The organism is Pseudomonas sp. QLc11A (assembly GCF_052112305.1).
GTDB classification, from domain to species: Bacteria; Pseudomonadota; Gammaproteobacteria; order Pseudomonadales; family Pseudomonadaceae; genus Aquipseudomonas; species Aquipseudomonas laurylsulfatiphila.
This window is the reverse complement of sequence record NZ_JAVAJJ010000001.1, coordinates 343,136-369,220: the sequence shown is the minus strand read 5'-3', so window position 1 is coordinate 369,220 and position 26,085 is coordinate 343,136. Positions and strand designations below refer to the sequence as shown.

19 protein-coding genes and 2 pseudogenes are annotated in these 26,085 nt (G+C 61.7%); 15 read left to right on the top strand and 6 right to left on the bottom strand.

Going from position 1 to position 26,085, the window contains the following annotated elements; translation table 11 throughout:
• Window positions 1–74: 74 nt before the first annotated feature.
• The 4 genes from Q8X48_RS01725 to edd form a co-directional block, all read right to left on the bottom strand.
• A complete protein-coding gene (locus Q8X48_RS01725) occupies window positions 75–1,502 on the bottom strand; it encodes an ATP-binding protein (protein ID WP_015096573.1) in 1,428 nt (475 codons plus the stop codon).
• 31 nt (window positions 1,503–1,533) lie between these two features.
• Entirely contained in the window at window positions 1,534–2,265 is a 732-nt protein-coding gene (locus tag Q8X48_RS01720; RefSeq protein WP_015096574.1) for a response regulator, read from the bottom strand.
• A 176-nt stretch (window positions 2,266–2,441) separates the two neighbouring features.
• Window positions 2,442–3,392, bottom strand: coding sequence for a glucokinase (locus tag Q8X48_RS01715; protein WP_407799253.1), 951 nt, complete (start codon window positions 3,390–3,392; stop codon window positions 2,442–2,444).
• Window positions 3,389–5,215 carry a phosphogluconate dehydratase gene (gene edd / locus Q8X48_RS01710; RefSeq protein WP_095967940.1) on the bottom strand — a complete coding sequence of 609 codons (1,827 nt, stop codon included), beginning with the start codon at window positions 5,213–5,215 and terminating at the stop codon, window positions 3,389–3,391. The genes Q8X48_RS01715 and edd overlap by 4 nt, the downstream gene beginning before the upstream one ends.
• A gap of 220 nt (window positions 5,216–5,435) precedes the next feature.
• On the opposite strand from edd, the gene gap reads away from it, so the two are divergent.
• The 6 genes and pseudogenes from gap to Q8X48_RS01680 all read left to right on the top strand — a co-directional run bounded on the left by gap (window position 5,436) and on the right by Q8X48_RS01680 (window position 11,047).
• The gene (gene gap, locus Q8X48_RS01705; RefSeq protein ID WP_007974423.1) at window positions 5,436–6,437 is read left to right on the top strand and encodes a type I glyceraldehyde-3-phosphate dehydrogenase; all 1,002 of its coding nucleotides are present in this window, start codon (window positions 5,436–5,438) and stop codon (window positions 6,435–6,437) included.
• A 149-nt stretch (window positions 6,438–6,586) separates the two neighbouring features.
• Window positions 6,587–7,051, top strand: a complete 465-nt coding sequence (locus Q8X48_RS01700) for a methylglyoxal synthase (protein ID WP_015096577.1) — start codon at window positions 6,587–6,589, stop codon at window positions 7,049–7,051.
• Window positions 7,048–7,185, top strand: a pseudogene (locus Q8X48_RS01695) (DUF454 domain-containing protein); the annotation flags it as partial. The gene Q8X48_RS01700 and the pseudogene Q8X48_RS01695, both read left to right, overlap by 4 nt.
• 201 nt (window positions 7,186–7,386) lie before the next feature.
• Window positions 7,387–8,667 (top strand): annotated as a pseudogene (locus tag Q8X48_RS01690) (PDC sensor domain-containing protein); the annotation flags it as partial.
• Window positions 8,668–8,769: 102 nt separating this feature from the next.
• A complete protein-coding gene (locus Q8X48_RS01685) occupies window positions 8,770–9,525 on the top strand; it encodes a methyl-accepting chemotaxis protein (RefSeq protein ID WP_376739137.1) in 756 nt (251 codons plus the stop codon).
• Between the two features lie 172 nt (window positions 9,526–9,697).
• Window positions 9,698–11,047: a CoA transferase gene (locus Q8X48_RS01680; protein WP_407799252.1), complete on the top strand. Its 1,350-nt coding sequence runs from the start codon at window positions 9,698–9,700 to the stop codon at window positions 11,045–11,047.
• A gap of 112 nt (window positions 11,048–11,159) precedes the next feature.
• Here Q8X48_RS01680 and Q8X48_RS01675 read toward each other — a convergent pair whose 3' ends face one another.
• Together Q8X48_RS01675 and arcD (Q8X48_RS01670) are read right to left on the bottom strand one after the other, a co-directional pair.
• Complete coding sequence (locus tag Q8X48_RS01675; RefSeq protein WP_407799251.1) at window positions 11,160–12,023, bottom strand: DNA-3-methyladenine glycosylase family protein; 864 nt, start codon at window positions 12,021–12,023, stop codon at window positions 11,160–11,162.
• Window positions 12,020–13,447, bottom strand: coding sequence for an arginine-ornithine antiporter (gene arcD, locus Q8X48_RS01670; protein ID WP_407799250.1), 1,428 nt, complete (start codon window positions 13,445–13,447; stop codon window positions 12,020–12,022). Before arcD (Q8X48_RS01670) ends, Q8X48_RS01675 begins: the two co-directional genes overlap by 4 nt.
• A 444-nt stretch (window positions 13,448–13,891) precedes the next feature.
• Here arcD (Q8X48_RS01670) and arcD (Q8X48_RS01665) point away from each other — a divergent pair, with 444 nt between their 5' ends.
• The 9 genes from arcD (Q8X48_RS01665) (at window position 13,892) to Q8X48_RS01625 (ending at window position 26,061) form a co-directional block, all read left to right on the top strand.
• The gene (arcD, locus tag Q8X48_RS01665) at window positions 13,892–15,319 is read left to right on the top strand and encodes an arginine-ornithine antiporter (RefSeq protein WP_407799249.1); all 1,428 of its coding nucleotides are present in this window, start codon (window positions 13,892–13,894) and stop codon (window positions 15,317–15,319) included.
• A gap of 33 nt (window positions 15,320–15,352) precedes the next feature.
• Complete coding sequence (gene arcA / locus Q8X48_RS01660) at window positions 15,353–16,609, top strand: arginine deiminase (RefSeq protein WP_126047255.1); 1,257 nt, start codon at window positions 15,353–15,355, stop codon at window positions 16,607–16,609.
• A gap of 68 nt (window positions 16,610–16,677) precedes the next feature.
• On the top strand, window positions 16,678–17,688 hold the full coding sequence (locus Q8X48_RS01655; protein WP_007974406.1) for an ornithine carbamoyltransferase: 1,011 nt from the start codon (window positions 16,678–16,680) through the stop codon (window positions 17,686–17,688).
• Between the two features lie 84 nt (window positions 17,689–17,772).
• Window positions 17,773–18,702, top strand: a complete 930-nt coding sequence (gene arcC, locus Q8X48_RS01650; RefSeq protein WP_407799248.1) for a carbamate kinase — start codon at window positions 17,773–17,775, stop codon at window positions 18,700–18,702.
• A gap of 12 nt (window positions 18,703–18,714) precedes the next feature.
• The gene (locus tag Q8X48_RS01645; RefSeq protein WP_407799247.1) at window positions 18,715–19,077 is read left to right on the top strand and encodes a DUF5064 family protein; all 363 of its coding nucleotides are present in this window, start codon (window positions 18,715–18,717) and stop codon (window positions 19,075–19,077) included.
• 201 nt (window positions 19,078–19,278) lie between these two features.
• The gene (locus tag Q8X48_RS01640) at window positions 19,279–20,787 is read left to right on the top strand and encodes a sigma-54-dependent transcriptional regulator (RefSeq protein WP_126047257.1); all 1,509 of its coding nucleotides are present in this window, start codon (window positions 19,279–19,281) and stop codon (window positions 20,785–20,787) included.
• Between the two features lie 443 nt (window positions 20,788–21,230).
• Window positions 21,231–21,614, top strand: a complete 384-nt coding sequence (gene gcvH / locus Q8X48_RS01635; protein WP_007977291.1) for a glycine cleavage system protein GcvH — start codon at window positions 21,231–21,233, stop codon at window positions 21,612–21,614.
• Between the two features lie 11 nt (window positions 21,615–21,625).
• Entirely contained in the window at window positions 21,626–24,478 is a 2,853-nt protein-coding gene (gene gcvP / locus Q8X48_RS01630; protein ID WP_407799246.1) for an aminomethyl-transferring glycine dehydrogenase, read from the top strand.
• Between the two features lie 206 nt (window positions 24,479–24,684).
• Window positions 24,685–26,061: an L-serine ammonia-lyase gene (locus Q8X48_RS01625; RefSeq protein WP_015096592.1), complete on the top strand. Its 1,377-nt coding sequence runs from the start codon at window positions 24,685–24,687 to the stop codon at window positions 26,059–26,061.
• Window positions 26,062–26,085: the final 24 nt, after the last annotated feature.

Genomic DNA, 26,085 nt, shown 5'->3' with positions numbered 1-26,085 from the left:
CGATCACAATATAGTGGTCAACACGAAACCTTGTGGGAGCGGGCTTGCCCGCGATGAACGATAACGCGGTATCTCTAGTCGACACTGCGTGGCAACTGCAGTGTCACCCGCAACCCACCCTCACGCAGGTTCTGCAAGCTGACCTCGCCGCCATGGCTATGGGCAATATTGCGGGCAATCCCCAGTCCCAACCCATACCCCTGCTGCTGCCCGGCCAGGCGGAAATGCGGTTCGAACACCTGCTCCAGCCGCTGCTCCGGCACACCGGGCCCTTCATCATCGACATGCAGGATGAACGCGCGGTCATCGTCATCGATATGCAGGTGCGCGTTCTGCCCGTACTTCAACGCATTGTCGATCAGGTTGCCGATGCAGCGCTTGAGCGCCAGGGGTTTGCCCGGATACGCCGCCAGCGCCCGCCCCTGCTGGGTCACGCGACCATTGCCGTTGGGGGCCAGGTACGGTTCCACCAGACAGTCGAGCACATGGTTGAGGTCCACCGGCTCGATGTTCTCGTGGATGTCGGTGTCCTTCACGCATTGCAGCGCGCCCTTGACCAGCAATTCGAGCTCGTCCAGATCGCGCCCGAACTTGGCTTGCAGCGTTTCGTCTTCGAGCAATTCAACGCGCAGGCGCAAACGGGTGATCGGCGTGCGCAAGTCGTGGGAGATCGCACTGAACAACTGGCTGCGCTCGGTCAAGTAACGGCTGATGCGCTCGCGCATGGTGTTGAAGGCGCGCCCGACCTCGACCACTTCGCTGCCACCGCCCTCGGCCACCGGTTCCACGTCGGCACCCAGCGACAGATCGCGCGCGGCCCGCGCCAGGCGCTTGAGCGGACGACTCTGCCAGTGCACCAGCAGGCCGATGAACAACAGCAGAAAGCCGCTGGTCAGGACGATGAACCACACCTGCTGCGCCGGTAGGCCCTGCTCTTCAAGACTGGTGTAGGGCTCGGGCAACAGCGAGGCGATGTACAGCCATTCGCCCGGCGCCATCTGGATCTGCGTGACCAGCACCGGCGGGTTCACCGGTTCCAGGGTCAACGCGTAGTGCGCCCAGGAGCGCGGCAACTCATCGAGTTTCAGGCCGCCATTGAAGATGCGCAGGTCTTCCGGGCTGACGAAGGTCACCGAGATGTCCGTGTCCTGGCCGAGGGACTGGCGCAGCACCTCGTCCACCGCCTTGAGCACCGCCTCTTTGCGCGGGGTGATGGGCAGCACTTCCATGCCCAGGGGTTTGTCGTTGAGCGTGACCACGAACCGGGTGCCGCCCATGCTGCGCAACTGATCGAGCACCAGAGGCCGAAACGCCACCGGCAACGAACGGAAATAACTGACACTGGCCGTCATCGAATGGGCCAGGCTGCGGGCGCTGGTGACCAGGCCCTCGAGCTGCGTGGCGCGCAGTTGCGACACCCAGATCACGCTCGACAGCGCCTGGGCGAACAGCACGGCCAACAAGGTCAACAGCAACATCCGCCCGAGCAGCGAACGCGGCATCGGCACCCTGGCGGCGAGCTTGCGCAACATCTCAGTGGCCATTGCCGGCAACCACATTGGCCGCCAGTTGATAGCCGCTGCCGCGCACGGTGCGGATCAACCGTGGCGGCTTTTCCGTGTCGCGCAAGCGCTGGCGCAACCGGCTGACCGCCATGTCGACGATGCGATCCAGCGGCATCAGTTCACGGCCACGGGTCGCGTTGCCGATGGTGTCGCGGTCGAGGATTTCCTGCGGATGGTCGAGGAACAGTTTCAGCAGTGCGAAGTCGGCACCGGAGAGAATCACCTCTTCGCCATCGATGTGAAACAACCGATGGCTGACCATGTCCAGGCGCCAGTCATCGAAGGCCAGTACCTCACCGCCGCTCCGTTCCTGACCGAACTGCGCGCGGCGCAGCAACGCCTTGATCCGTGCCTGCAATTCCCGCGGGCTGAACGGCTTGCCGAGGTAATCGTCGGCGCCCAGTTCCAGGCCGATGACACGGTCGGCTTCGTCGGAGCTGGCGGTGAGCATGATGATCGGCACCTGCGCCTGGCGCGGATGCTGGCGAATCCAGCGACACAGGCTGAAGCCGTCTTCGTCGGGCAGCATCACGTCAAGGATCACCAGGTCGGCCGGCGCCTCGTTCAGCGCCTGGCGAAAACCGGCGCCATCGGCAGTGGCACGCACCTGGAACCCGGCGCGAGTCAGGTAGGTGTCCAGCAACTCGCGTATCTCTTGATCGTCATCGACCAACAAAATCGACTTGTTGACTGAGCTCACTTCGAAGGCATCCTTGTTGTTTGAATTGGGCGGATTATGCCTGATGAACCTTGAAAAATTGTTGCCTGTTCTGGCCTCATCGCGGGCAAGCCCGCTCCCACAAGGTTATGTACACATTCTGAAAATGCCGGTGATCCTGTGGGAGCGGGCTTGCCCGCGATGAAGGCGACTCGATCTCAAGCCTGTTCGAGCGCTACTCCCGCGCCAACAAGTCCGGAATACGGCGCCGTCACCAGCCACACCGGAATCCCCTTGAAGTAATCGCTCATGCAACCCTTGTCGGCGAAGCAGCGGGCGAAACCGCTTTCGAGGAAGAAATCGGCAAACCGTGGAATCACTCCACCAACGATGTACACACCACCGCGTCCACCGCTGGTCAGCACGTTGTTGCCCGCCACGCGACCGAGCCAGCAGCAGAACTGCTCAAGCACTTCCACGGCAATCGGGTCGCCCGCCAGCCCGGCGGCAGTGATGGCTTCCGGCGTGTCGAGTACCGGCGTGTGCCCGTCCACCGCGCAGATCGCCCGGTAGACGCGGGGCAAGCCGCCGCCACTCAACGCGGTTTCAGCGCTGACGTGGCCGATCTCGTTGAAGATGTGCTGCCACAGTTGGGTTTCACGCGGGCTGCTCAGTGGCAGGTCGACGTGACCGCCCTCACCTGGCAACGCAGCAAACCGGCCCTCGCCCAGATCGAGCAAGGTGCCGACGCCCAGGCCTGTGCCCGGGCCAATCACCACGGCCGGGCGCAATGGCTCCGGCGCGCCTTCGCAGACCACGCGGAATTCGCCGGGCTGCAAACGGGTCATGCCCAGGGCCATGGCCGAGAAGTCGTTGACCAGCAACAGTTGATCCACCTGCAAGGTCTGGCAGAAACCCTTGCGGCTCAGACGCCAGTGATTGTTGGTGAACTTGAACTCATCGCCACTGACGGGACCGGCCACCGACAGGCACACCGAACCGATCGAGCCCGGCGCCAGCCCCAGACCGTTGAGGTAGAGGTTGATCGCTTCTTCCGGGCTGGGGAAATCCGCCGTTGCCAGCACCTGGACCGATTCCAGCTGCTGGTTTTTCCACAACGCGAAACGTGCGTTGGTCCCACCGATGTCACCGACCAAAGCCAGTTTCAATTAAGCGTCTCCAGGGCAGAAGTAAAGGCGCTGGCGCCCTGCTCCGCCGAGCTGAAGGCCATGCGCATGAAACCAAACAGTTCGCGACCGGTGCCGATGTTGTTGCCCAACAGGCCCTTGGCCGGTGTGCGCGCTGCAAATTCTTCGGCGTCCACCTTAAGCTCCAGGGTGCCTTTGACGCCATCGACGCGGATGATATCGCCCTCTTGCACCCGCGCCAAAGCGCCGCCGACATAAGCTTCGGGGCTGACGTGAATGGCCGCCGGAATTTTCCCCGATGCACCGGACATGCGTCCGTCAGTCACCAGCGCCACCTTGAAGCCGCGGTCCTGCAACACGCCGAGGAACGGCGTCATCTTGTGCAGTTCGGGCATGCCGTTGGAGCGCGGCCCCTGGAAGCGCATCACCGCGACAAAATCCTTCTCCAGCAAGCCGGCCTTGAACGCATCGGCCAGGTCCTGCTGATCCTGGAACACCATGGCCGGCGCTTCGACGATCTGGTTTTCCACGGCGACGGCGGAGACTTTCATCACCCCGCGACCGAGGTTGCCTTCCATCACCCGCAGGCCACCTTCGGCCGAGAACGCGCGGGCCACCGGCCGCAGGATGGTTTCGTCGAGGCTGTCGGTCACGCCTTCGCGCCACACCAGTTCGCCGTTGTCGAGGAACGGCTCCTGGGTATAGCGGCTCAGGCCATGGCCCATCACGGTGTTGACGTTTTCGTGGAGCAACCCGGCTTCCAGCAGTTCGCGGATCAGGAACGACATGCCGCCCGCGGCCTGGAAGTGGTTGATGTCGGCTTTGCCGTTCGGGTAGACGTGGCTCAGGGTCGGCACGACTTCGGAGAGGTCGGCCATGTCCTGCCAGGTCAGTTGAATGCCCGCCGCCATGGCGATGGCCGGCATGTGCAGGGTGTGGTTGGTCGAGCCACCGGTGGCGTGCAACGCGACAATCGAGTTGACCAGCGAACGCTCGTCGACGATTTCGCCGATCGGCATGAAGTCGCCGTTCTGCTTGGTCAGGCGCGTGACCTGATGCGCGGCTTCGCGGGTCAGGGCGTCACGCAGCGGCGTGTTCGGGTTGACGAAGGATGCGCCCGGCAAGTGCAGGCCCATGACTTCCATCAGCAACTGGTTGGTGTTGGCGGTGCCGTAGAAGGTGCAGGTGCCAGGGCTGTGGTAGGACTTCATCTCCGATTCCAGCAGCTCCTCGCGGGTCGCCTTGCCTTCGGCGTATTTCTGCCGCACGTCGGCTTTCTGCTTGTTGGAAATGCCCGAGACCATCGGCCCGCCCGGCACGAAGATCATCGGCAGATGGCCGAAGCGCAGCGCGCCCATCATCAGGCCCGGCACGATCTTGTCGCAGATGCCGAGCAGCAGCGCGCCGTCGAACATGTTGTGGGACAGCGCCACGGCGGTGGACAGCGCGATCACTTCGCGGCTCGGCAGGCTCAGCTCCATGCCCGGCTCGCCCTGGGTCACGCCATCGCACATGGCCGGTGTGCCACCGGCGAACTGGCCGACGGAGCCGATTTCGCGCAGGGCTTTCTTGATCAGTTCGGGAAAGACTTCGTACGGCTGGTGCGCCGAGAGCATGTCGTTATATGACGAAACAATCGCGATGTTCGCGGCGTTCATCATCCGCAGGCTGTGCTTGTCGTCGCTGCCGCAACCGGCCACGCCATGGGCGAAGTTGGCGCATTGCAGCTTGCCGCGCATCGGCCCGTCGCTGGCCGCACCGCGAATCAATGCAAGGTAAGCCTCACGCGTGGCGCGACTGCGGGCGATAAGCCGTTCGGTGACCTCAAGGACGCGGGGATGCATGTGTAGAACTCCAGGCTAACGGATGTGGCGACCTGATTGTCTATGCTGATCAAAGGCCGGTGTCGATGGGATGACAGACGGTTTTCTTGATCGGTTGGACCAGTTGATTCAGGTCACTCGTTGTAGATTGAACAAAATATTGCCATCAAAAAGGCTTGTTTTCTATTTTTTTGCGAATAATCTTGTAATTCCAACAACAAAACGACGGTAGCGCCGCACTATGACTCTTCGAATCGCAATCAATGGTTTTGGCCGCATCGGCCGTAATGTCCTGCGCGCACTCTATACCCAGGGCTACCGTCAGGATCTGCAGATCGTCGCCATCAACGACCTGGGCGACAGCGCGATCAATGCTCATCTACTCAAGTACGACACCGTTCACGGCACGTTCGATGCCGATGTCCAGCACGACCAGGAGAGCCTGACGGTCAATGGCGACCGCATTTCGGTCAGTGCCATCCGCAACCCGGCCGATCTGCCTTGGGCTGCGGAAAAGATTGATGTGGTGTTCGAATGCACCGGCCTGTTCACCGACCGGGCCAAAGCCGCCGCGCATATTACGGCCGGCGCGCGCAAAGTGATTATCTCGGCCCCGGCCAAAGGCGCCGATGCCACCGTCGTTTACGGGGTCAACCACGACATTCTGCGCCAATCGCACCAGATCATCTCCAATGCATCGTGCACCACCAACTGCCTGGCCCCGGTGGCCCAGGTACTGCACCGCGAGCTGGGCATCGAAAGCGGTCTGATGACCACCATCCACGCCTATACCAACGACCAGCACCTGACCGACGTCTATCACGTCGATCCGTACCGCGCCCGTTCGGCCACCCAGAACATGATCCCGAGCAAGACCGGTGCTGCTGAAGCGGTGGGCCTGGTGCTGCCGGAACTGGCGGGCAAATTGACCGGCATGTCGGTGCGCGTCCCGGTGATCAATGTGTCGCTGGTGGACCTGACCGTGCAACTCAAGCGTGAAGCGTCGGCCGATGAGGTCAATGCGTTGATGAAAGAGGCCAGCCAGCACTCGAAAATCCTTGGGTACAACACCCTGCCGCTGGTCTCCAGCGACTTCAACCACAATCCCCTGTCGTCGATCTTCGACGCCAACCACACCAAATCCAGCGGCAAACTGCTCAAGGTCCTGGCGTGGTACGACAACGAGTGGGGCTTCTCCAACCGCATGCTCGATAACTGCCTGGCGCTGTGCAACGCAGAATAAGCAGCACGTCCCCCGGTCTTGCAGGAGCGAGCCTGCTCGCGATGGTCGTTAACGATAACGCGGGGAACCTGATGCCCCGCGGTGCTCTACAGTCCATCGCGAGCAGGCTCGCTCCTACAAGGTGCGTGTCATGTCTGGAGTAACAATCGATGATCGGCATCAGCTTTACGCAAAAGACCATGGCAGCGCGCAAGCGTATCGCCCTGGTCGCCCATGACCACTGCAAGGCGTTCTTGCTGGACTGGGCCGAACGGCAGAAAGACGGACTGGCCCGGCATGATCTGGTCGCCACCGGCACCACGGGGTTGTTGTTGCAACAACGCCTCGACCTGCCCGTGGAAAGCATGATCAGTGGTCCGCTGGGTGGCGATCAACAGCTCGGTGCGCAAATCGCCGAGCAGCGGGTCGACATGCTGGTGTTCTTCTGGGACCCGTTCGAGCCACAACCCCACGACCCGGATATCAAGGCATTGCTGCGGGTCGCAGCGGTGTGGAACATCCCGGTGGCGTGCAACGAATGCAGCGCCGACTACCTGCTCGGCAGCCCGTTGATGGATCAGGCGCATACCCATCGGATTCCCGATTACGCGAGCTATTTGCAGGGGCGCGCGTAAAGCTTCAGTTATGTGCCGGTCTGATGCTGTTGACGCTCGAACACGGCTGGCCGATCTACCTGGCGATTGCCGGGATGGGGCTGGGCAACCTGTGGATCTGGTCACGGCCGGAATCGCTGCCGCAACCCTCCTGAATTCACCCCGCGTTTTTTCCTCTTTTTACCCCCGTTTTCGGCACATTTTTCTGCGCAAACGTTCAACCACTACCGTTCGTCGGCAGCCCATTCATGTAACCTGGCCTTCACGCCGATGTGCATTGATCGGCGCTAAATGGATTTAGCGAGTGAGCCGCAACGGCTCACAGCCAACACTTCATCCATTCGCGAGTTCGCCCTATGTTCGACTCACTGTCCATCCGCCTTAAAATCGTCCTGCTGTCCGGTCTGTGCCTGCTGGGGGTAGTCGCCCTGATAGTGGGCATGAACATCTACCAGACCAATCAGAACGATGATCTGGTCAGCGATTCCAGCAGCAGAATGCTCACCGCCAGTGTGCAGGACCTGCTGCAGGCCAAGGCCGCAGAGCAGGCGGTGCGGGTGCAGAAGACGTTCGGTGAAACCCTGACGGTGGTGAGCGCCCTGGCGGACCAGATCCAGGACATGCGCAACCTGGCCGCCAAGCGTTCCCTTGAGCCCGGCGCCTTGCGTGAAGAGTTGAACCAGAGCCTGAAAACCGCCTTCGAACGCAACGGCAAGGTGCTGGGCATCTGGCTGGCATTCGAACCCAACGGCCTGGACGGCAAGGACAGCGAATTCGCCAACGACGCCGCCCGTCAATCCAACGAGGCCGGTCGTTTCGCCACCTACTGGAGCCGTGCCGGGGGTGAGTCGCTGAACACGATCATGGTCGAAGAGGACATGACCAAAACCACCCTGAACCTCAGCGGCACGCCGTACAACGTCTGGTACACCTGCCCTCGGGACAGCAAGCGCATCTGCCTGCTCGACCCCTACGCCGATACTGTCGGCGGCAAGGAAGTGTTGATGACCACCATTTCCGTACCGCTGCTGGTGGACGGCAAGTCCATCGGTGTGGTCGGTATCGACATCGCCCTCGACGCCCTGCAAGCGGCGGCGGTCGACTCTCAGCGTGAACTGTTCAACAGCGCCGGGCACATGCTGATTGTCTCAGGTACTGGCGTGCTGGCCGCCTACAGCGTCGATGCAACAAAAGTCGGCAAGAGCATCGGCGACACCCTGGGTGCCGACGGCAAGGACATCCTGCAACTGCTTGGCAGCGGTGCACCGAAGATTCTCCAGCAAGGCGACCTGATCCGTGCGGTGTACCCGGTCAGCCCGATTGCCGATGCCAAGGCCTGGGCCGTGGTGATCGACTTGCCCAAACAAGTGCTGCTGGCCGACTCGGTGAAGCTGCAAGCGGTACTCGACGATGCCCAGCATAGCGGCACGATCAAGGCCTTGTCGGTGGCGGTGATTGCCGGTGTGATCGGCCTGCTGCTGATGTGGCTCACCGCGTCCGGCGTGACCCGACCGATCAACAGCGTGGCGCAAATGCTCAAGGCGATTGCCAGTGGCGACGGTGACCTGACCCAGCGCCTGCACTACAGCAAGCAGGACGAACTGGGCGAACTGGTGAGCTGGTTCAACCGCTTCCTCGACAAGCTGCAACCGACCATCGCGCAGATCAAGCAAAGCATCACCGATGCCCGTGGCACGGCCGACCAGTCTTCGGAAATCGCCCGCCAGACCAGTGAAGGCATGCAGGTGCAGTTCCGCGAAATCGACCAGGTCGCCACCGCGTCCAACGAAATGAGCGCCACGGCCCACGATGTCGCCAACAGCGCCTCGAACGCGGCCAACGCCGCCAAGGGTGCCGACCAGTCGGCGCGCGACGGCATGTCAATCATCGAGCGCAGCACCCGCGACATCAATCAACTGGCCGACGAAGTCAGCAAGGCCGTGACCGAAGTCGAAGCCTTGGCGGTGAACAGCGAACAGATCGGCTCGGTGCTGGAAGTGATCCGCAGCATCGCCGAGCAAACCAACCTGCTGGCCCTGAACGCGGCGATTGAAGCGGCCCGTGCCGGCGAAAGCGGTCGCGGCTTTGCGGTGGTCGCCGATGAAGTGCGCAACCTGGCCAAACGCACCCAGGATTCGGTGGAGGAAATTCGCCTGGTGATCGAACGCATCCAGTCCGGTACCCGCGGTGTGGTCGCCACCATGCACTCGAGCCAGACCCAGGCCCACAGCAACGCCGGGCAGATCCAGCAGGCGGTCCAGGCCCTGAGCAAAATCAGTGACGCGGTCACCGTGATCAGCGACATGAACCTGCAAATCGCCAGCGCCGCCGAGCAGCAAAGCGCCGTCGCCGAAGAGGTCAACCGCAATGTCTCGGCGATCCGCACCGTCACCGAAACCCTGACCGGCCAGGCCACCGAGTCGGCGCAGATCAGCAGCCAGCTCAACACCCTGACCACCCACCAGATGAAGTTGATGGATCAGTTCCGCGTTTAAACCATCGCCGCATCCCCCCCTGTGGGAGCGAGCCTGCTCGCGAAGACGACAGCCCATGCAACATCAATGTGGCTGACACAACGCCTTCGCGAGCAGGCTCGCTCCCACAGGTTTCATCTGGCTTGTCACCTGATTTGATCTAAGATCTGGCTCTCGCTCCGGAGGGCCTTCAATGACTGATCTGCTCACGTCCATTCAAGCCGCGCTCGGCTTGCCCAACACCCCGATCTCGTTCACCGCCACGGGCGCCCTGCCCTCGGCATTTGCCGTCACCGAGCTGGCTTGCGCGAGCATCGCCGCCGCCGGCCAGGCCGCCAGCGAACTGCTGCACCAACAGACCGGACGCCTGCCCGACCTTGGAGTTGACCGACGCCTGGCGTCCTTCTGGTTCGCGACCTCGATTCGCCCCATAGGCTGGAGCGTTCCACCGCTGTGGGACCCGGTGGCCGGTGACTACGCCACTCGCGACGGCTGGATTCGCCTGCACACCAACGCGCCCCATCACCGCGCCGCTGCCGAACGCGTGCTCGGTGCCTGTGCCGACCGTACCGCGATGGCCGGCAAAGTGGCGCAATGGGCGAAAAGCGAGCTGGAACAGGCGGTGGTCGATGCCGGTGGTTGTGCCGCCGAAATGCGCACCTGGGATCAATGGCAGGTCCATCCTCAAGGCCAGGCGGTCAATGCCGAGCCCTTGATTCAACTCACCAGCCACCCCGGCCAGGGCAGCAAACCGTGGACAGGTTCAGTGGCTCGACCACTGGCCGGCATCAAGGTGCTGGACTTGACCCGGGTACTGGCAGGTCCCATCGCCAGCCGCTTTCTAGCAGGCCTGGGCGCCGATGTCCTGCGCATCGATCCGCCGACCTGGAACGAGCCGGGGGTGGTGCCGGAGGTCACATTGGGAAAACGTTGTGCGCGTCTTGATCTGAACGACAAGTCCGACCGCGGCGTATTCGAATCCCTGCTCAAGGACGCCGACATCCTGCTCCACGGCTATCGTGCCGATGCGCTGGAGCGACTTGGCTTGGGCACGAATCAACGCCGGTCACTGAACCCGGACTTGATTGATGTTTGCCTCAACGCCTATGGCTGGAGTGGCCCCTGGCAAAATCGCCGGGGCTTCGACAGCCTGGTACAGATGAGCAGTGGCATTGCCGAAGCCGGTATGCGCTGGAAGTCGGCAGACAAACCGACGCCATTGCCGGTGCAGGCACTCGATCACGCCACCGGGTATTTGATGGCGGCCAGTGCGATCAGGTTGTTGGCGCAACGGTTGAGCGGCGGTACAGGCGGCTCGGCGCGATTGTCGTTGGCGCGCACCGCGAAGTTGTTGATCGAGCAGGGGGCCGGCCCGGATGAGTCGTTGCGCGGCGAAGATCAACAGGATCTGGGGATGCTGGTGGAGCAAACGTCCTGGGGGCCGGCGCATCGGTTGCAGGTGCCGCTGAAGATCACGGCGACGCCGTTGCAATGGGCGCTGCCGGCAACGGAACTGGGTTCACATCCCGCGCAGTGGTGGTGACCGTCAGATCGCCTTCGCGAGCAGGCTCGCTCCCACATGTGATCGCGGCCCCCTGTGGGAGCGAGCCTGCTCGCGATGACGCCAGAAGAGGCAACAAAAAACCCGGATCAACTCAGTCCACCCGACTCAATGAAGTCCACAGCACCTGCGCCGCATACCCGCGATAGGGCCGCCACCCTTCAGCCCTCGCCAACAGCTGCTTCGCCGTCACCGGCTCACCCTCCAGGGCCGCCAACGCATTGACCAGCCCTACATCGCCATTGGGAAACCCATCCATCTCCCGCAACTGGCGCAACGCAATGTATTGCGCCGTCCAGTCACCAATCCCGTGCAACGCCAGCAACCGCGCTACGCCCCCCTCCCGACCGGGCTCGAACAATCGCGGGTCATCGAGCAATGCCTGAGCCACACCCGACAAGGTCCGGCCTCGGCTTTTCGGCATGCCCAACGCAGCCAGATCGGCCTGCGCCAACACCTGCGCCGTGGGGAACACATGGCTCAAACCTGCCAACGGCTTACCCAGTGGCACGCCATATTGCGCCACCAGCTTCCCCGCCAGGCGAATCGCCGCGACCACCGTAATCTGCTGCCCCAGCACCGCGCGGATCGCCAGTTCCAGCCCGTCCCACGCCCCCGGCACACGCAGTCCGGGACGCTCGGCAATCAACCGGGCCATCAGCGGATCACCCGCTAAATGCCGATGGATGGTGGCGAGGTCGGCATCGAGATCGAACATCCGCCGCACGCTTGCGACGATGTCGGGCACGGCGCTCGGGTCGGGAAAGTCCAGCCTCAGCTCAAGGGCGTCAGACGTGGCAGGCCGGATAGAAAAGCTGCCGTGCATCCCCTTCAGATCGATGCTGCGCGAGTAGACGCCGTCGGCAACCGTTTCCAGTCCTGCAATCGCCCGAGCCGACAAAAATCCCAGCATGGCCGGCCAGTCATAGGGTGGCTGATACGCCAGCAGCAGCTTCACAGACTCAGCAACCCGCTATACAACCCATAAGCCGCCAGCCCGGCGCCGCCGATGACCGCAGTGAAAATGCCTTTCTCGAGCGTCGTGAACAATGGCATGCCCTGTTCATGGCGGGCCTTGGCAAACAGGATCACACCCGGCGCATACAGCAACGCCGACAGCAGCAAATACTTCAGGCCGCCGGCGTACAGCAACCACACCGCGTAACTCAAGGCGATGACGCCAACCAGCAAATCCTTGCTGCGCTCGGCGCTTGCCTGCTGGTAGGTTTCCCCGCGCACGCACAACAACACCGCATAGGCCGCCGACCACAGGTACGGCACCAGAATCATCGATGACGCCAGGTAAATCAGACTGGTGTAGGTGCCGGCGGAAAACAGCGTGATCAGCAGGAACAGCTGGATCATCGAGTTGGTCAACCACATTGCATTGACCGGCACACGGTTGGCGTTTTCCCTGGTCAGGAATGCCGGCATGGTCTTGTCTTTCGCCGTGGCAAACAGGATTTCGGCGCACAGCAGCGCCCAGGACAGCAACGCCCCCAACAGCGAGATCGCCAGGCCGACGCTGATCAGCACTGCCCCCCAGTGGCCGACGATATGCTCAAGCACCGCCGCCAACGAGGGGTTCTGCAGTTTCGCCAGTTCCGGCTGGGTCATGATTCCCAGCGACAGCACGTTCACCAGCACCAACAGTGCCAATACCCCAATGAACCCGATCACCGTCGCCCGGCCCACGTCGGAACGTTTCTCCGCCCGGGCCGAATAGACACTGGCCCCCTCGATACCGATGAACACGAACACGGTGACCAGCATCATGTGCCGGACCTGATCCATCACACTGCCGAATTCCGGGTTGTTACGCCCCCAGATATCGAGGGTAAAGATGTCCGCCTTGAACGCCACGGCGGCAATCACGATGAACATGATCAACGGCACGATCTTGGCCACGGTGGTCACCTGGTTGATGAACGCCGCCTCCTTGATCCCGCGCATCACCACAAAATGCACGGTCCAGAGCAGCACCGAAGCGCAGGCGATGGCGATTGGCGTGTTGCCTTCGCCAAAGACCGGAACGAAATAACCCAGGGTGCTGAACAGCAGCACGAAATAGCCGACGTTGCCCAGCCAGGCGCTGATCCAGTACCCCCAGGCGGACGAGAAGCCCATGTAGTCGCCGAACCCGGCCTTGGCATAGGCATACACCCCGGACTCCAGCTCCGGCTTGCGATTGGCCAGGGTCTGGAACACGAACGCCAGGGTCAGCATGCCGACGGCGGTGATCGCCCAACCGATCAGGATCGCCCCGGCATCGGCCCTGGCCGCCATGTTTTGCGGCAGGGAAAAGATTCCGCCACCGATCATCGAACCCACCACCAGGGCGATCAATGCGCTCAGGCGAAGCTTGCTCGGTGAATGCGACATCGTTGCATCTCCATTTTTCCGGGGGGCGACAACTGCCGCGAGATCGTCACATATCGGGCGTCAACTAAACTGTTGAAGCGTAATAACGTTTATTGGATAACGCCAACCCATGTCTTTTTTACTTGCACAAAATGGCTATTAAAGGCGCCGATATAATCATTTGTTGTATACGCTTTTCCAATACATCCATTTTGTACAAAAAACCCGTGAGGAAGATTGGCGAATTCTGAAAAACCAACTAGCGTCATAATTCGAAACAGAATACAAAATAACTGAAATAACCAAACAAAAGGCTCTAGATCAGGCATTACAAGCAGCCGCCTTGAAATGATGGCACTCCGCCAAGAAACTGGGAACGCTCTCATTTAGTGATCCAAGTCAGCTGATTGGATAACCAACGGAATTAGTCTGCTGGCCTCTCTTCTCCTGTATTGGAGTCATGCAATGTCTGAAGCTCCCGGAAAACTCAAACTCGGCGCACTGGTTGCATTAGTCGTCGGTTCGATGATTGGTGGCGGGATCTTTTCCTTGCCGCAAAACATGGCCGCCAGTGCCGATGTCGGCGCCATTCTGATCGGTTGGGCAATCACCGCCGTCGGCATGCTCACCTTGGCGTTCGTGTTCCAGACCCTGGCCAATCGCAAACCCGACCTGGACGGCGGGGTCTACGCCTACGCCAAGGCCGGTTTCGGCGACTACATGGGCTTCTCGTCCGCCTGGGGATACTGGATCAGTGCCTGGCTGGGCAACGTTGGTTACTTCGTCTTGCTGTTCAGCACGCTCGGCTACTTCTTTCCGCTATTTGGTGAGGGGAATACCCCTGCTGCGGTGATCGGCGCCTCGGTGCTGCTCTGGGCCGTGCATTTCCTCGTACTGCGAGGCATCAAGGAAGCCGCGTTCATCAACCTGGTGACCACCGTCGCCAAGATCGTGCCGCTGGTGCTGTTCGTGTTGATCGCGTTGTTCGCCTTCAAACTGGACATCTTCACCGCTGACATCTGGGGCCTCAAGAATCCGGACCTGGGCAGCGTGATGGACCAGGTGCGCAAGATGATGCTGGTCACCGTGTGGGTGTTCATCGGCATCGAAGGCGCGAGCATCTTTTCGGCCCGGGCGGAAAAACGCAGCGACGTGGGTAAAGCCACCGTGATCGGCTTTGTCACCGTGTTGCTGTTCCTGGTGTTGGTGAACGTGCTGTCGCTGGGGATCATGACCCAGCCGGAACTGGCCAAATTGCAGAATCCGTCGATGGCAGCGGTGCTGGAGCATGTGGTCGGCCACTGGGGTGCAGTGCTGATCAGCGTCGGCCTGATCATCTCGCTGTTGGGGGCGTTGCTCTCGTGGGTGCTGCTGTGTGCGGAGATCATGTTCGCCGCTGCCAAGGACCACACCATGCCGGCATTCCTGCGCAAGGAAAACGCCAACCATGTACCGATCAATGCCCTGTGGCTGACCAACGCCATGGTGCAGATCTTCCTGATCATCACCTTGTTCTCGGCCAGCACTTACCTGTCGCTGATCTACCTCGCCACCTCGATGATCCTGGTGCCGTACCTGTGGTCGGCGGCCTACGCACTGCTGCTGGCCGTGCGGGGTGAAACCTACGAGGGCGCCTCAGGCGGTCGGCAGAAAGATCTCATCATCGGCGCCGTGGCCCTGGTCTACGCGGTCTGGCTGCTGTACGCCGGCGGCACCAAATACCTGCTGTTGTCCGCCCTGCTCTACGCCCCCGGCGTGATCCTGTTCGCCAAGGCCAAGCTGGAAATCGACAAACCGGTTTTCACCAACGTCGAGAAGCTGATTTTCGCTGCGGTGGTCGTCGGCGCCGTGGTGGCGGCCTACGGTCTCTACGACGGCTTCCTGACCCTGTAATGCAATTGTTTTGTCATCTGGAGGATCACTGTAATGACCACGGAAAAAGTTAAGTACGGCGTCCATTCCGAAGCCGGCAAACTGCGTAAAGTCATGGTTTGCTCCCCAGGGCTTGCCCATCAGCGGCTGACCCCGAACAACTGCGACGAACTGCTGTTCGATGATGTGCTGTGGGTGGCCCAGGCCAAGCGCGACCACTTCGACTTCGTCACCAAGATGCGCGAACGTAACGTCGATGTGCTGGAAATGCACAACCTGCTGACCGACATCGTCGCCATCCCCGAAGCCCTGGACTGGATTCTGGAGCGCAAGATCACCGCCAACTCGGTGGGTCTTGGCCTGATCAACGAAACCGCGTCGTGGCTGCGCAGCCTGGAGCCACGTCACATCGCCGAGTTCCTGATCGGCGGCGTATCGGGCGACGACTTACCGACCAGTTTCGGCGGCAAGGCCATCGAGATGTTCCGCGATTTCCTCGGCCACTCCAGCTTCATCCTGCCGCCGCTGCCCAACACCCAGTTCACCCGCGATACCACCTGCTGGATCTACGGTGGCGTCACCCTCAACCCAATGTACTGGCCGGCGCGCCGCCAGGAGACCCTGCTGACCACCGCCATCTACAAATTCCACCCCGAGTTCACCAACGCCGACTTCCAGATCTGGTACGGCGACCCGGACAAGGACCACGGCAACGCCACCCTTGAGGGCGGTGATGTGATGCCGATCGGTAACGGCGTGGTGTTGATCGGCATGGGCGAACGCTCCTCGCGCCAGGCCATTGCCCAATTGGCCGTGAACCTGTTCAAGAACAAGGCCGTCGAGAAAGTGATTGTCGCCGGCCTGCCGAAATCCCGTGCGGCGATGCACCTGGACACCGTGTTCAGCTTCTGCGATCGCGACCTCGTCACCATTTTCCCGGAAGTGGTGAACCAGATTGTTGCCTTCACCCTGCGTCCCGATGAAAGCAAGGCAGGCGGCATCGACATCCGACGCGAAGAAACCAACTTCCTCGACACCGTGGCCCAGGCCCTCAACCTCAAAGCGTTGCGCGTGGTGGAAACCGGCGGCAACAGCTTCGCCGCCGAACGCGAGCAATGGGACGACGGCAACAACGTGGTGGCCGTGGAGCCGGGCGTGGTCATCGGCTACGACCGCAATACCTACACCAATACCCTGATGCGCAAGGCCGGGGTGGAGGTCATCACCATCAGCGCCGGCGAACTCGGCCGGGGACGGGGCGGCGGCCATTGCATGACCTGCCCGATCATCCGCGATCCGATCGACTACTAACCTATTACCTTGGCCCGCACTTACCGAGTTCGGGCCAAGGGGATAACCGACACCTTAGGAGATCCAAAATGGCGTTCAACATCCATAACCGCAATCTGCTGAGCCTGGAACACCACACCCCTCGCGAATTGCGCTACCTGCTCGACCTGTCCCGCGACCTCAAGCGTGCCAAGTACACCGGCACCGAACAGCAGCATCTCAAGGGCAACAACATCGCGCTGATCTTCGAAAAAACCTCGACCCGCACCCGCTGCGCGTTTGAAGTCGCCGCCTATGACCAGGGCGCCAACGTCACCTACATCGACCCGAACTCCTCGCAGATCGGCCACAAGGAAAGCATGAAGGACACCGCCCGCGTGCTCGGGCGCATGTACGACGCCATCGAGTACCGTGGCTTCAAGCAGGAAATCGTCGAGGAGCTGGCCAAGTTCGCCGGCGTACCCGTGTTCAACGGCCTGACCGACGAGTATCACCCGACACAAATGATCGCCGACGTGCTGACCATGCGTGAACACGCCGACAAACCGATCCACGAAATCAGCTACGCCTACCTCGGCGACGCGCGCAACAACATGGGCAACTCGCTGTTGCTGATCGGCGCCAAGCTCGGCATGGACGTGCGCATCTGCGCGCCAAAAGCCCTGTGGCCGGCGGACGACCTGGTCGCCCGCTGCAAACAGTACGGTGAAGAAAGCGGCGCGCGTATCACCCTCACCGAAGACCCGAAAGCGGCGGTCAAGGGCGTCGACTTCATCCACACCGATGTCTGGGTGTCGATGGGCGAACCGGTTGAAGCCTGGGCCGAACGCATCCAGCAACTGCTGCCGTATCAGGTCAACGCCGAACTGATGAAAGCCACCGGCAACCCGCGCACCAAGTTCATGCACTGCCTGCCGGCGTTCCACAACTGTGATACCAAGGTCGGCAAGCAGATTGCCGAGCAGTACCCGCACCTGAGCAACGGCATCGAAGTGACCGATGACGTGTTCGAGTCGCCGGCCTGCATCGCCTTCGAGCAAGCGGAAAACCGCATGCACACCATCAAGGCGATTCTGGTGTCGACGCTGGCTGATCTTTAACGGCTGACTCGGCTCCCACACTGGTCCGGGTTCCACAGAAAGACCGCGTTGCTTGCAACCTCTTTGCTTAGAAGGACTGACACCATGCGTATCGTCGTTGCTCTGGGCGGTAATGCCCTGCTCCGCCGCGGCGAACCGATGACCGCTGACAACCAGCGCGCCAACATCCGGATCGCCACCGAACAGATCGCCAAGATCCATCCCGGCAACCAACTGGTCATCGCCCACGGCAATGGCCCCCAGGTCGGCCTGCTGTCATTGCAGGCAGCGGCCTACACCTCGGTTTCGCCCTACCCGCTGGACGTGCTCGGTGCCGAGACCGAAGGCATGATCGGTTACATCATCGAACAGGAACTGGGCAACCTGCTGGACTTCGAAGTGCCCTTCGCGACCCTGCTGACCCAAGTCGAAGTCGATGCCAATGACCCGGCCTTCAAGAACCCGACCAAACCCATCGGCCCGGTCTACAGCAAAGCCGAGGCGGAACAACTCGCCGCCGAGAAAGGCTGGGCCATTGCCCCGGACGGCGACAAGTACCGTCGCGTGGTCGCCAGCCCGAAACCCAAGCGCATTTTCGAAATCCGTCCGATCAAATGGCTGCTGGAAAAAAGCAGCATCGTGATCTGCGCCGGCGGCGGCGGCATTCCGACCATGTATACCTCGCCCGACAGACTCGAGGGCGTCGAAGCGGTCATCGACAAGGACCTGTGCTCGGCGCTGCTGGCCGAACAGCTTGAAGCCGACTTGCTGGTGATCGCCACCGACGTCAACGCCGCTTTCATCGACTTTGGCAAACCCACGCAGAAAGCCATCGCCCAGGCACACCCCGACGAAATGGAAAAACTCGGCTTCGCCGCCGGCTCCATGGGACCGAAGGTGCAGGCAGCCTGCGAATTCGCGCGCCATACTGGAAAAGTGGCGGTGATTGGCTCGCTCGCGGACATCGAAGCGATCGTCCAGGGCAAGGCCGGTACGCGCATCAGCACGGCGACCGCCGGCATTACTTACTTGTAGAGAGAGGCGTTTATGGCAACGTTTGATCCAGGTCACTTGCACATCGAGCGCCATGCGCTGAACAAGGATGATGTGAGCTACAACATCCACCTAGACTATGAAGTCAGCAAGAACCCCAAAGGGGAAAAAGGCATTCAGTTCACCATGCATGGCAGCATTCAGGGCAAGGACCTGAAGGAGCCCTTCTTCCTGCCCAAGGAGGAAGCCTACAACTTCGCCAGCAATGTGACGAAAATTGCCGAGAAATATGGCATTCCCAAAGAAAAAATCGCCATTGGTTCGTCACACGAACATTACGACCTGATGTTCGAAGACATCCGCACGCAACTGAAAATGAAATCCGGCGACCCGATAGATCTCGAGAAATTCGAGTAGCCCACATTCCCTGTGGGAGCGAGCCTGCTCGCGAAAGCGGTGTATCAGCCACTATCAATGGTGCCTGACACGACGCCTTCGCGAGCAGGCTCGCTCCCACAGGGGGGATCCTCGCTCTATTGAAGTCCGCGCAGGATTTCACCATTAGCCCGCCCCAAGGCATACTTGCCACCCTCCGCACTGCAGAACCAAAACCGCCCCATGCGTATCCACGTCAGCTTCATCGACCGCGTCGGTATCACCCAGGAAGTCCTGGCCCTGCTTGGCGGGCGCAATCTGAACCTGGATGCGGTGGAAATGGTCCCGCCCAATGTTTACATCGACGCCCCGACCCTGAGCCCGCAAGTCCTCGAAGAACTGCGCGATGCCCTGTTCAGCGTGCGTGGCGTGCAAGCGGTGACGGTGGTCGACATCCTGCCCGGCCAGCGTCGGCACTTGCAGCTCGACGCATTGCTGGCCGCCATGACCGACCCGGTGCTGGCACTGGACAGCGACGGCAAGGTGCTACTGGCCAACCCGGCGTTGATCGCCCTGTACGGCCGCGAACCGAATGGTGAAAGTGTGGCCGAGCTGTTTGCCGACCCGGCCTTGCTCGACGCCCTGCTCGAACACGGCTTTCGCCTGCCGCTGCGGGAAATCATCGTCAATGGCCAGACCTTCCTGCTCGACGCCACACCGATCACCGACGCCGGCGCCCTGCTGACCCTGTACCAGCCGAACCGCATCGGCGAACGCCTGTCCGCACTGCACCATGACCACGCCGAAGGTTTCGATGCACTGCTCGGCGAGTCCCCGGTGATCCGCACCCTCAAGGCGCGCGCCCAGCGGGTGGCGGCCCTCGATGCACCGCTACTGATCCAGGGTGAAACCGGCACCGGCAAGGAACTGGTGGCCCGTGCCTGTCACGCCATCAGCGCCCGGCACAGTTCACCGTTTCTGGCGTTGAACTGCGCGGCATTGCCGGAGAACCTCGCCGAAAGTGAACTGTTCGGCTACGCCCCCGGCGCTTTCACCGGCGCGCAACGCGGCGGCAAGCCAGGGCTGATGGAGCTGGCCAACCAGGGCACGGTGTTTCTCGATGAAATCGGCGAGATGTCGCCGTATTTGCAAGCCAAGCTGTTGCGGTTCCTCAACGACGGCAGTTTTCGCCGGGTCGGCGGTGACCGTGAGGTCAAGGTCAACGTGCGGATCCTCAGCGCGACCCACCGCGACCTGGAAAAAATGGTCAGCGAAGGCCTGTTCCGCGAAGACCTGTTCTATCGCCTCAATGTCCTCAACGTCGAAGTCCCGCCCCTGCGCGAGCGCGGCCAGGACATCCTGCTGCTGGCCCGCTACTTCATGCAGCAGGCCTGTGCGCAGATCCAGCGACCGATCTGTCGCCTGGCGCCAGGCACTTACCCGGCGCTGCTGGGCAACCGCTGGCCGGGCAACGTACGGCAATTGCAGAACGTGATCTTCCGCGCCGCGGCGATTTGCGAAAGCAGCCTGGTGGACATTGGCGACCTCGACATCGCCGGCACCTCGGTAGCCCGCCAGGGCGACCATGACGTCGACAGCCTGGAACAGGCCATGGATGAATTCGAGAAGACCCTGCTGGAAAAACTCTACGTCAGCTATCCCTCGACCCGGCAACTGGCGACCCGCCTGCAAACCTCCCACACCGCGATTGCCCATCGGCTGCGCAAGTACGGCATTCCAAGCAAGGTTTGAAATACTGATTCCAGATCACAGCAGGTCCTTGTGGGAGCGGGCTTGCCCGCGATGGCGTCGGCGCTTGCAACATTGACGGCGACTGGCCTACCGCTATCGCGGGCAAGCCCGCTCCCACAGGATCCGGATTGCCTGCAAGATCTCATCTCTGAAAACGACCTCCATCTGTACTGAAAGCGCTACAGCGGAACGATATCGCTACACACCTCTCCGATCACGGCTGTGCAAGGCTTTGATCCACCTCGGCTTTTATCATTGACATATGCCGTATCGATTTCGCTACAACGAATGAATTTCAGCCTTTGTCAAAATCGCCTAAATCATTGATCAATAACCATAAAAACAACGTTGGCCGCGTTCTTGCTATGTAGTTCTCCATCACAGGGCATCGCCCAAGCATTCAATCGCGTCCACCAGACGAGTCTGGCCCCTTAGGAGTTTCCATGAGCGAGTTGCGTTTTACTGAAGATCACGAATGGCTGCGCACCGAAGCTGACGGCAGCGTCACGGTCGGCATCACCGCTTTCGCACAGAACGCCCTGGGCGACGTGGTTTTCGTTCAACTGCCTGAGCTGCAGTCCTACGACAAAGGCGCCGAAGCCGCCACTGTGGAATCGGTAAAGGCTGCCAGCGGCGTGTACATGCCGCTGGACGGCGAAGTGCTGGAAGTGAACCCGGCGCTGGACAGCAGCCCTGAGCTGGTCAACGAAGATCCGCTGGGTGAAGGCTGGTTCTTCCGTTTCAAACCTGCCGATGCCTCCGCTGTCGGCCAACTGCTGGACCAGGACGCCTACGACCGCCTGATCAAAGCCCAAGCCGAAGCCTGAGGAGCACTGACATGACCCAGATCAATCTGACCACCGCCAACGAATTCATCGGCCGTCACATCGGCCCGCGCGCCGGTGACGAGCAGGCCATGCTCAACAGCCTCGGCTTCGACTCCCTGGAAGCCCTGAGCGCCAGCGTGATTCCCGACAGCATCAAGGGCACCAGCGTCCTCGGCCTGGAAGACGGTTTGAGCGAAGCCGATGCCCTGGCCCTGATCAAGTCCATCGCGAGCAAAAACCAGCTGTTCAAGACCTTCATCGGCCAGGGTTACTACGGCACCCACACGCCGTCGCCGATCCTGCGCAACCTGCTGGAAAACCCGGCCTGGTATACCGCCTACACCCCGTACCAGCCAGAAATCTCCCAGGGCCGTCTCGAAGCGCTGCTGAACTTCCAGACCCTGATCAGCGACCTCACCGGCCTGCCGATCGCCAACGCCTCGCTGCTCGACGAAGCCACCGCCGCTGCCGAAGCCATGACCTTCTGCAAACGCCTGAGCAAGAACAAAGGCAGCCACCAGTTCTTCGCCTCCGTGCATTGCCACCCGCAGACCCTCGACGTACTGCGCACCCGTGCCGAGCCTCTGGGCATCGACGTAGTGGTTGGCGACGAGCGCGAACTGACCGACGTGACGCCGTTCTTCGGCGCCCTGCTGCAATACCCGGCAAGCAACGGTGACGTGTTCGATTACCGCGAGCTGACCGAACGTTTCCACGCCGCCAACGCCCTCGTCGCCGTGGCAGCCGACCTGCTGGCCCTGACCGTGCTGACCGCACCGGGCGAATTCGGTGCCGACGTGGCCATCGGCAGCGCACAGCGCTTCGGCGTGCCGCTGGGCTTTGGTGGCCCGCACGCGGCGTACTTCTCCACCAAGGATGCCTTCAAGCGTGACATGCCGGGCCGCCTGGTCGGTGTTTCCGTAGACCGTTTCGGCAACCCGGCCCTGCGTTTGGCCATGCAGACCCGCGAACAACACATCCGTCGCGAGAAAGCCACGTCGAACATCTGCACCGCGCAAGTGCTGCTGGCCAACATCGCCAGCATGTACGCCGTGTACCACGGTCCGAAAGGCCTGACGCAGATCGCCAATCGTGTGCATCACCTGACTGCGATCCTGGTCAAAGGCTTGAGCGCATTGGGTCTGAACGTCGAGCAAGCGAACTTCTTCGACACCCTGACCGTGAAGACCGGCGCTCAAACCGCCGCCCTGCACGACAAGGCGCACGCCCAGCGCATCAACCTGCGCGTGGTCGATGGCGAACGCCTGGGCCTGTCCCTGGACGAAACCACCACTCAGGCCGACGTTGAAACCCTGTGGAGCCTGCTGTCCGACGGCAAGGCCCTGCCGGACTTCGCCGCCCTCGCCGCCTCGGTGCAGAGCGCCATCCCGGCCGCGCTGGTACGTCAGTCGCCGATCCTCAGCCACCCGGTGTTCAACCGCTATCACTCGGAAACCGAGCTGATGCGCTACCTGCGCAAACTGGCGGACAAGGACCTGGCGCTGGACCGCACCATGATCCCGCTGGGTTCGTGCACCATGAAACTCAACGCCGCCAGCGAAATGATCCCGGTGACCTGGGCCGAGTTCGGTGCCCTGCACCCGTTCGCCCCGGCCGAGCAAAGCGCCGGTTATCAGCAATTGACCGACGAACTGGAAGCCATGCTGTGCGCTGCGACCGGCTACGACTCGGTTTCGCTGCAACCGAACGCCGGTTCCCAGGGTGAATACGCAGGTCTCTTGGCGATCCGCGCCTACCACCAGAGCCGTGGCGAAGACCGCCGCGACATCTGCCTGATCCCGTCGTCGGCCCACGGCACCAACCCGGCCACCGCTCAGATGGCCGGTATGCGTGTGGTCGTGACCGCGTGCGATGCCCGTGGCAACGTCGACATCGAAGACCTGCGCGCCAAGGCCATCGAGCACCGCGAACACCTCGCCGCGCTGATGATCACCTACCCGTCGACCCACGGCGTGTTCGAAGAAGGCATCCGCGAAATCTGCGGCATCGTTCATGACAACGGTGGCCAGGTGTACATCGACGGCGCCAACATGAACGCCATGGTCGGCCTCTGCGCGCCGGGCAAGTTCGGCGGCGACGTGTCGCACCTGAACCTGCACAAGACCTTCTGCATCCCCCACGGTGGTGGCGGCCCGGGCGTTGGCCCGATCGGTGTGAAATCGCACCTGGCGCCGTTCCTGCCGGGCCACGCACAGATGGAGCGCAAGGAAGGCGCCGTTTGCGCGGCACCGTTCGGCAGCGCGAGCATTCTGCCGATCACCTGGATGTACATTCGCATGATGGGTGGCGCGGGCCTCAAGCGTGCTTCGCAGCTGGCGATCCTCAATGCCAACTACATCTCCCGTCGCCTCGAAGAGCACTATCCCGTGCTGTACACCGGCAGCAACGGCCTGGTGGCGCATGAGTGCATCCTCGACCTGCGTCCATTGAAAGACAGCAGCGGCATCAGCGTCGATGACGTGGCCAAGCGCCTGATCGACTTCGGTTTCCACGCGCCGACCATGTCGTTCCCGGTAGCCGGCACGCTGATGATCGAGCCGACCGAAAGCGAATCCAAGGAAGAACTGGACCGCTTCTGCGACGCCATGATCCGCATCCGCGAAGAAATCCGCGCGGTGGAAAACGGCACCCTGGACAAGGACGACAACCCGCTGAAAAACGCTCCGCACACCGCCAAGGAACTGGTCGGCGAGTGGTCGCACCCGTACAGCCGCGAGCAAGCGGTTTACCCGGTTGCGTCGCTGATCGAAGGCAAGTACTGGCCGCCGGTCGGTCGCGTCGACAACGTGTTTGGTGACCGCAACCTGGTCTGCGCCTGCCCGTCGATCGAAAGCTACGCTTAAAGCAATGAGGGGGCGGTTGATCCCGCCCCCCCTTTTGCAAAAACACCACAGTCCCCTGTGGGAGCGAGCTTGCTCGCGATAGCGGTCTTTCAGTCGACATCTATGGTGAGTGTCAGACCGTCATCGCGAGCAAGCTCGCTCCCACAGTGAATTGCGCCAACCTTCCGATTCCGTGAATTCCTATAACAAGAAACCGGAGAACCACCATGTCGTTAAGCGTGTTCGACCTGTTCAAGATTGGCATCGGCCCCTCCAGCTCCCACACCGTCGGTCCCATGCGCGCCGCTGTACGCTTCGTCGAAGGCCTGCGCCGTGAAGGGCTGCTGACGGCCACCACCTGCGTCAAGGTCGAGCTGTACGGCTCGCTCGGCGCCACCGGCAAAGGCCACGGCAGTGACAAGGCTGTGCTGCTGGGCCTGGAAGGCGAACACCCGGACACCGTGGATACCGAAACCGTCGCTGCGCGCCTGCAAGAAATCCGCAGCAACGCACGCTTGAACCTGCTCGGCGAACACAGCATTGCGTTCAACGAGAAAGAACACCTGGCGATGATTCGCAAACCCTTGCCCTATCACCCCAACGGCATGATTTTTCGCGCCTTCGACGCGGCGGGTTTGCAGATCCGCAGCCGCGAGTACTACTCGGTCGGCGGCGGTTTCGTGGTCGATGAGGACGCCGCCGGCGCCGACCGCATCGTCGAAGACGCCACGCCCCTGACCTTCCCCTTCAAAAGCGCCAAGGACCTGCTCGCTCATTGCGCCAAATACGGCCTGTCGATCAGCCAGGTGATGTTGACGAACGAAAGCGCCTGGCGCCCGGAAGCGGAAACCCGCGCCGGTCTGCTGAAAATCTGGCAGGTCATGCAGGACTGCGTCGCCGCCGGTTGCCGTAATGAAGGCATCCTGCCCGGTGGCTTGAAGGTCAAGCGCCGGGCGGCTGCGCTGCATCGGCAATTGTGCAGCAACCCTGAATCGTCCTTGCGCGATCCGCTGTCAGTGCTGGACTGGGTCAACCTGTACGCCCTGGCCGTCAACGAAGAAAACGCCAACGGCGGACGCGTGGTCACGGCACCCACCAATGGTGCGGCCGGGATCATTCCGGCGGTACTGCATTACTACATGCGCTTTATCCCCGGCGCGAATGATGACGGGGTGGTGCGTTTTCTCCTCACTGCCGCCGCCATCGGCATTCTGTACAAGGAAAACGCCTCGATTTCCGGCGCCGAAGTCGGCTGCCAGGGTGAAGTCGGCGTCGCCTGCTCGATGGCGGCCGGAGCCTTGTGCGAAGTGCTCGGTGGCAGCGTGCAACAAGTGGAGAACGCCGCGGAAATCGGCATGGAACACAACCTCGGGCTGACCTGCGACCCGATTGGCGGGCTGGTGCAGGTGCCTTGCATCGAGCGCAACGCCATGGGTTCGGTCAAGGCCATCAATGCGGTGCGCATGGCCATGCGTGGCGACGGGCAACATTTCGTCTCCCTCGACAAGGTCATCCGCACCATGCGCCAGACCGGCGCCGACATGAAAAGCAAATACAAGGAAACCGCCCGTGGCGGTTTGGCGGTCAACATTATCGAGTGCTGATGCGCGCTCATCTGCACCCTTCTT